This is a genomic window from Phocaeicola intestinalis (assembly GCF_014837065.1).
GTDB lineage: Bacteria > Bacteroidota > Bacteroidia > Bacteroidales > Bacteroidaceae > Phocaeicola > Phocaeicola intestinalis.
In genome coordinates this window covers 40,573-48,742 of sequence record NZ_JACSPP010000024.1, presented here as the reverse complement: position 1 = coordinate 48,742, position 8,170 = coordinate 40,573, and the positions used below count along the sequence as shown (strand labels likewise).

4 protein-coding genes are annotated in these 8,170 nt (G+C 45.8%); 2 read left to right on the top strand and 2 right to left on the bottom strand.

What is annotated here, in order from left to right; genetic code table 11:
* Positions 1–195: 195 nt before the first annotated feature.
* On the bottom strand, positions 196–711 hold the full coding sequence (locus tag H9625_RS09150) for a sigma-70 family RNA polymerase sigma factor (RefSeq protein WP_191764030.1): 516 nt from the start codon (positions 709–711) through the stop codon (positions 196–198).
* A 283-nt stretch (positions 712–994) separates the two neighbouring features.
* Between H9625_RS09150 and H9625_RS09145 the strand changes: the two genes are divergently transcribed.
* Positions 995–2,428 carry a glycosyl hydrolase family 28 protein gene (locus H9625_RS09145; RefSeq protein WP_191764034.1) on the top strand — a complete coding sequence of 478 codons (1,434 nt, stop codon included), beginning with the start codon at positions 995–997 and terminating at the stop codon, positions 2,426–2,428.
* Positions 2,429–3,076: 648 nt separating this feature from the next.
* The gene (locus H9625_RS09140) at positions 3,077–3,736 is read left to right on the top strand and encodes a glycine zipper family protein (protein WP_191764028.1); all 660 of its coding nucleotides are present in this window, start codon (positions 3,077–3,079) and stop codon (positions 3,734–3,736) included.
* Between the two features lie 149 nt (positions 3,737–3,885).
* Here H9625_RS09140 and H9625_RS09135 read toward each other — a convergent pair whose 3' ends face one another.
* Complete coding sequence (locus tag H9625_RS09135; protein WP_191764027.1) at positions 3,886–8,085, bottom strand: acyl-CoA dehydratase activase; 4,200 nt, start codon at positions 8,083–8,085, stop codon at positions 3,886–3,888.
* Between the last annotated feature and the right edge of the window lie 85 nt (positions 8,086–8,170).

Genomic DNA, 8,170 nt, shown 5'->3' with positions numbered 1-8,170 from the left:
ACATGTATGGCACTGCATAATCTCAGAATTAAAATCAACCCTTGGAACTATCATAACTAATTTACATAAACTCTATTTTATTGTCTCTTGTTTTATACTTTCAAATCCATCCGTTCTTGAATTTCCCCGTTTACAAGTCCCTGTCATGCCCCAACTAAAAAACTTACCAACTAAAAAACTCAAAAACTTACAAACTCATATACATTGGCGGATGAACTCGCGCACCTCCTTGCGACTGATGAAGAGATGATTCTCCACCGTACGCTGTGACAGCTTCAACTCCTCCGCAATATCTTCTGCCGGCTTATCCTGAAAACGGCTCATTATATATACCTTGCGGCGCTGTTCCGGAAGCGCGGACACCCGTCGGCTTTCCAGCCTCCGAAGTTCGTCCGCTACCATCCGGCTTTCAGGCTCCACGGTCGTGACCGGGAGCGTATCATATAAATACCTATCGATTTCCTGCCTTTTATAATAACGACGCAGGTAGTCGTTCAAAAGATTACGCACAATAGTAAAAAGAAAATACTTCAGCGTATCACGGCGGATCATCATCCGATATTCAAGCAATCGTAGAAAAGCATCCTGAGTCAGGTCTTCCGCATCGCTCCTGTTCTCGATGCGCCGGCAAATATAGAAGAAGACAGATTGGCGGTATTCTTCATAATATTCGGTTATCAACCGGTCAGATAGTTTCATACGGTTTTCCATGCCATTAGTGTTTTGATTTAATGATTACGCTGCAAATGCAAAGCAGATTTAAGAAATACAAAACTTTTTACCTGTCAAAGCTATCTCATGCAATGGATACAGACCAATAAGCAAATAACAAACTCATAATCAATACAATAATAAACAACAACAGAAAGTCTCAAATAATTGTATGACACTCTAAATCGAAGTTTTTTCCAAAAAAATCCGATTTTCACTAAGTGTTATTCCCTACTTGTCCGTATATATACCAAAAGTCTAACATTTATAAATAACATCCATGATGAAACGAAAACACATTTTTCTGGCAGCACTTGCCTTGTTGTTGGTATCAGGAAATCCAACAATATGCCGGGGACAAGAACTGGTCACCTATCCGGCTCCCGCATCCGAAGAAGTTACAATGAAACAAGACTTCACTGTCCAGGTAAGAACACCGGAAGGCGAATGGAAAAACATAGATACGTATGCCGTCAAGGTAAAAGCTCCCGACAACGTAGAACTCGCCTCTTTGGCTTATTTCGACTTTTCCGGTACGGTAGAAGTGAAAGTCACGGCAAACGCACCGGTTGAACAGGCACGTATCCGCCCCCTCTCTTACAACATCCTGCCTGATGTAGACGGGCGCAGCATCACGTTCCGACTGGACAGGCCGCGCAATCTCTCGGTAGAGGTAAACGGCGATATCTTCCATAATCTGCACCTCTTTGCCAACCCCATCGACACAAACCGTCCGGCAAAGCCCCGGACGACGAAAGACTTTATCTACTTTGCACCCGGCGTGCACCAATTGCCGGGCGATACGCTCAACGTCCCATCAGGAACCACAGTCTATGTAGCCGGAGGTGCGGTAGTAAAAGGATGCATTCACGTCAAGGATGCACACGATGTGAAAATAGCAGGCCGAGGCATTGTGCATCCCGACAAAAGAGGAGAAGGAATCAGGGTAAGCCGCTCGCGCAACGTAGAGATAGAGGGACTGATTACCACCCAATGCCCCACCGGTGAGTCGGAACATGTCACCATCCGCAACGTCAAGGCTATCAGCTCATACGGTTGGGGAGACGGCATGAATGTCTTTGCCAGCAGCCATGTCCTGTTCGACGGAGTGTTCTGCCGGAACTCAGACGACTGCACCACCGTCTATGCCACCCGTTTAGGATATAAAGGCGGATGCCGCCACATCACCATGCAAAACTCCACGCTTTGGGCAGACGTAGCACATCCCATTTTCATCGGCCTGCATGGCGATTCGGGCAAATTCGAAATCATGGAAGACCTGAACTATGTGAACATAGACATCCTTGACCATCATGAAAAACAAATAGATTACCAAGGCTGCCTGGCAATCAATGCAGGCGACAACAACCTGGTGCGTAACGTACGTTTCGAGAATATCCGCATCGAGGATTTCCGCCGGGGACAACTGGTCAACCTCCGCATCTTCTATAATAAGAAGTATTGTACCGCTCCCGGAAGAGGCATCGAGAACGTCCTGTTCAAGGATATCACTTACAACGGCACACATGCCGAACTGTCGCACATCATCGGCTACGACCGCGACCGCTTGGTAAGAAACATCCGCTTCGAGAACCTCCGCATCAACGGTACGGTTATCTCCGACGACATGCCCGGCAAACCTGCATGGTACAAAACAGGCGATATGGCACGGATTTTCATCGGCGAACATGTAGAAAATGTGACATTCAGCAAATAAGATGATGCGGATCGGGATTCACCACAGAAGACACAGGTACACAGAATCTTTTAAATTTTTATGAATGTCCGCATCTTGCCAATTAACTTGTAGGGGCAGGGTTTGCCTGCCCGAATACATCCACGCAGGCGAATACGGACGGGCGAACCCCGCCCTTACATTGGCTCATTGCGGAATTCAATAAATAATATCTCTACCGGCCAAAACATTATAAGCTAATTGACTTATAAAACGGGGAAATAAGTGATTTGGCTTATTATGATGCGTTATAAGTCCTTAGTCTTATCTCGTCTAACTATCTATTTTGAAAAGTATCTATCGAAATCAGGAAAAGACACGCAACCAAGAGCCCCCGTAAACGAACATAAGTGATACGCCTGACTCACTTATGTAAATCGCCCGACTTACTTATGTTAAACGGGCAACTCACTTATGTTCGTCAAAACACATGCCTTCCTTTTTCGATTGACCATAAATACCTACGGAAAGTAATATATACTGCATCCGCAGTTTCAGTGCACTGAAACTGCCGGAGAAGATAACTTCATCGGCAGATGCAGTATATATTACTTTTTCAAGTGACATAAAAGTACTGCATTACAGGAAAATTTCGTATATTTGTCGAGGAAGAATCTAAAATCCGAAAATATGAAACAGAAGATGATTGCTTTAAGCTTGGCAACCCTTGTCCTATGCGGATGCGGAAGCGCATATCAGACTACTTCCACTCTGGCTGGAGCTTCGATAGGAGGAAACGTAGGAGGAGCCATAGGAGGACTGGTAGGAAACAACCGGCACTGGGACGGAGGTTATCGGGGTTCGGCTATCGGCACACTGGTAGGCACCTTGGCAGGAGCCGCTATCGGAGGAGCCATCAGTTCGGCACAAGAACGTAAAGCGCAGCAGGGTTACGTGGTAGAAGAGAACCATGACTATGCCCCACACCCGCAAGACGCACCGTCAAGCGTAAGCTATCTGCAAATACGTAACATCCGTTTCATTGATGAAAACCGTGACCACATCATCCAGGCAGAAGAGGGAAGCAAAGTCATCTTCGAAATCATCAATACCAGCCAAGAGACGGTATACAATGCCGTACCGATTGTACAGACCGACAACAAGCGCATATACATATCACCATCGGTGATGATAGAACAGATTGCCCCACACGACGGCATCAAATATACCGCCCACCTGAAAGGAGGGAAACGCTTGAAAGACGGCAAAGTGCTTATTCACATTGCTATAGCCGACTACGAAGGTAATGAATACGACTGGCAGGAGTTTTCGCTCCCCACCAGCCGATGAATCAGTTGACAAGGTGACGAGTTAACAAGGTGACAAGGCCCTGAATAGTTTTGCCAACAATATCCGACATTCCACCAATTCGTTAGCTTGTCACCTAAAAACCTTGTCAACTCGTCAACTTGTCAACTCGTTACCTAAATCCTTGTCAACTATTTCAAATTATCGATGAACAGCAGCAAACGGTTGATGATGTTTACATCGCTTACACCACTATCGAAATCGAGCGATAACAGATTCAAATCGGGGAAGAAACGCTTCATCTGTTTTTCGATACCTTTCGATACGATGTGATTGGCAATACAGCCGAAAGGTTGCAGACTGATGACATTGTCCACTCCTCTACGGGCGCACGACATCACTTCGGCTGGAAGCAACCAGCCTTCACCAAACTGCGCACTGAGCGTTATCACCCGGCGTGCCTCTTCCGCCTCGGCAAATATATCTTCGAAAGGTGTATAATAACGGAACTTGGCAGCCGTACGGTTAACCTTTTCTATCTGCTTGCGGATAAGTGCATACACCAGTCCATGTATGAACCGGAACAAAGACTTGCGCGTCAGATGTTCTTCTTCGTCTGACCTGCTGTTGACAAAACTCTGCATAAAGAAATCAAGCAACAGTGGAGGGACAACTTCAATACGGCGTTCGATCAGCCAATCGACAATATGCCTTTGTGCAAAAGGATTAAACTTCAGGAAAATCTCTCCCACCACACCCACTTTCGGGCGTTCTTCATCGCTGCAAATCTGATTGAAATCATTGGCAGCCAACGAAAGATAACACAGCAAATCCTCTGCCTTACCGTCTAAAATGAACTGTGTCCCGGCATTCAAATACAATGTGCGCAGACGTGCAGCTTCGCCCGGCTTCCGCTCACGCACCACCGAAGCATAATAAAACTTGGCAATGCAGTCGGTATAAAGAATAGCATACATTGCCACAGGCAATAACCTGAACCAGTTGATTTTGAATCCGGGCTGACGGTTCTCTATGGCATTGCCAAAAGTGAACGACACCACCGGTACGTCTGTATATCCAGCCTCTACCAATGCTTTCCTGATAAGCCCGACATAATTGCTTGCCCGGCACTGCCCTCCTGTCTGTGTCATGGCAATCGCCGTGTGATGTGGGTCGTATTTTCCACTTTTGAATGCCTTGATTACATCACCTACTATCAGTGTAGCCGGATAACACACCTCATTATTGGCATATTTCAATCCCCATTCGCATGACTCGGTATCGCTCAACGGCAAATTTTCGACATCGTATCCAGCCACCTTCATTACTGCCGGAATCAAGGGAGAAAGGAAAGGCGTAAAGAAAGGAATCAGTATCTTACGTTTCCGGCACTCGTCTGTAAACACAGGAGTCGTTTGAAAAGGTTCTTCCGGAAGTTTCTTTCCGGTCTCATTTCCAGCCAGCTTCAGACTTTCTATCAACGAACGGATGCGCAGCTTCATCGAACCGACATTATTGATATCATCCAGTTTGAGCAATGTCAATACCTTATGATGACGTGCCAACAGGTTTCGCACTTCATCGGTAAGGAAAGCGTCAGGACCACATCCAAATGAAGTGAACTGCACGAATTGTACATCTGTATGTGCAGAAGCCCATTCGGCAGCAGCCAATATCCGGTTGGGGAAAGACCATTGCGCCAAAAAATGTACATCGCAAACCTTTATGTTACTGTGCCTCACTATATCATCGGTAATGACATAGATACCCATACCGGCAAGCATTCCGGAAACTTTATGTTGTATCAATTCGTCCGTATGATAAGGACGGCCGGCAAGCAGAATGGTCAAAGCATGTTTCTCCTTTGCCTGACGGTAAACCTCCTCATTGTAGGCAACCAACTGACGGATATAAGCATCTTGTGCCTGTACAGCAGCCTCGAAAGCCTGTCTGATAGTACGGTCGTCTACTTGAAGACTACGGAGGTAATTCTGGCACTGTATAAACAACAGCTTCCGGTCCTTGAAACCGATAACGGGAGAATCTACCGGCACAGAAGTATCCTGTACACTATGTATTACTGCCGAATAGCCGGTCACAATCGGGCAATTGTAACTATTTTGCCCATCTTCTTGTCCTTCGTATACCACAAACGGCATGAAAATCCGGTCGACCTGCTTGTCTATCAGGTTCTGGATATGGCTGTGTACCAGTTTGGCAGGAAAACAAATATTATCGGACATCACCATACAGGCACTTGCTTCGTACCGGGAATAATTGGAAACATCGGACAAACAGACCTGCATCCCACAAGCTGCAAACAAAGCATGCCAAAACGGATATTCTTCGTACATGTTCAGGCAGCGGGGAATTCCTATTTTCAGCCTGGGACAAACCACATCGGATGTACGATTGAAAAGCAAGGCACTCTTATACTCGTAAGCGTCCATCCCCTTCCCAACCGCATCGGTTCCCTGATTGGTAAAAACTTTTTCACACCGGTTTCCAGAATAATACTGTGCCCCATTGTCAAACTGATACCGAATGACCAGACACTGATTGTCGCATCCTTTGCAATGCAACAGACGAGATGTATAGGAAGCCTTCGCAAGCATATCTTCTAACGTAACAGATGATACTGCCGGATGCTGTAAGGCATACCAGGCACACCCCAAAGCTCCCATCAATTCGGGCATGTCGCAGCGGGTCACCTCGGCATCTGTCAACAGTTCCAGGACACGCACTATAGCATCATTCCGCATCGTGCCCCCCTGTACCACAATGTGCCCCCCCAATGCTGAAGTATCTTTCAATTTCAGCACTTTATAAAGACAATTCTTCACGACCGAATAGGCAAGACCAGCAGCTATATCACCCACCGTTGCTCCTTCACGGAGTGCCTGTTTCACTTTAGAGTTCATAAATACCGTACATCGGGTTCCCAAATCACAAGGAGAACCAGACAGACAAGCAGCATCAGAAAAGTCCTCCAAAGAATATCCCAGTGTACAAGCAAATGTCTCGATAAACGAGCCACACCCCGACGAACAGGCTTCATTGATTTCAATACGGTCAATAACACCATTATTCACAAAGATGGCTTTCATATCCTGTCCGCCTATATCAAGAATAAACGATACATCCGGATTCAGGTAATGTGCTGCCAAATAATGGGCAATGGTCTCCACAATGCCATGCTCCAGATTAAAGGCAGCTTTGATAAGATCTTCTCCATAGCCTGTAGAACATCCGCCTTTGATATGTAACACGGTATGCCGTTCGGCGCACATACGCTGCAATTCTTTCAATCCGTTTTCTACAGCTTGTATCGGATTGCCTTTATTAGGAGAATAGTAGGAATATAAAACCCGGAAATCCGAATCGGTCACAACAATCTTCGTAGTAGTAGATCCGGAATCAATACCCATAAAAACATCCAAATTTCCTACAGGCAATTCGGAACGCCTCACAGCATGGCTGGAAATACGCGCTTTCCATCGAATATATGCCTCGTTATCGGCAAAAACAGGCACCAGATGCGAATGAGCAGATGCCTCATCCGGCAGTTTTTTGTCCAAGCGGGCTATCAACGAAGATAGCATGTAAAGTGTTTCCTGCTCCCCGCACGCCAATGCAGCCCCCAATGCCGGCAATAGTGTTCCATTTTCGGGCAATATTACATCGCTTTCAGAAAGTGAAAGGTATTCTGTGAAAGCTTTCCGAAGAGCCGGAATAAAGGTAAGCGGTCCTCCACAAAACAAAACCGGAGCAGCAATGGTACATCCATGTGCCAATGTAACGACTGTCTGTACCGCCACCGCATGAAAAATTGATGCAGCTATGTCGGCACGATTCACATTCTTAGCTATCAGATTCTGAATATCGGTCTTACAAAACACTCCACAACGTGAGGCTATGGGATAAATACGTACAGCCTGCAAAGCCAGTTCGTTCAACTCATCGATGCTTACTCCCAACAATACAGCCATCTGGTCGATAAAAGCTCCTGTACCTCCGGCACAATTGCCGTTCATACGTAAATCTGCAGCTTTCCCTTCCTTAAAAAACACCACTTTCGCGTCTTCACCTCCTATATCAACCATCGAAGCAGTCTGGGAATAATCGTGGTGAATGGCTTTGGTGGCCGCTACAACTTCCTGAATGAAATCAAAAGCATAGCGTTCTGCAAATCCCATGCCTACCGAACCTGTTATCTTTAGCCTGATTTCCCTATCCCCGACCTTTGCCTGCAATTCATGCAAAAGGATGATTAAAATTTCTTTTGCACGGGCATGATGTCTTTCATATTTCGAAAACAATATCCGATCCGTTTCATCCAAAGCCACAACTTTTACCGTAGTAGAACCTATATCAATTCCTATTCTAATCATAAACCATCTTCCTTTTTACAATGCAAATATCGCACATTATCCTTTGACAACGCTTATCCTCCACGAATGAAAAATGTTCAATATT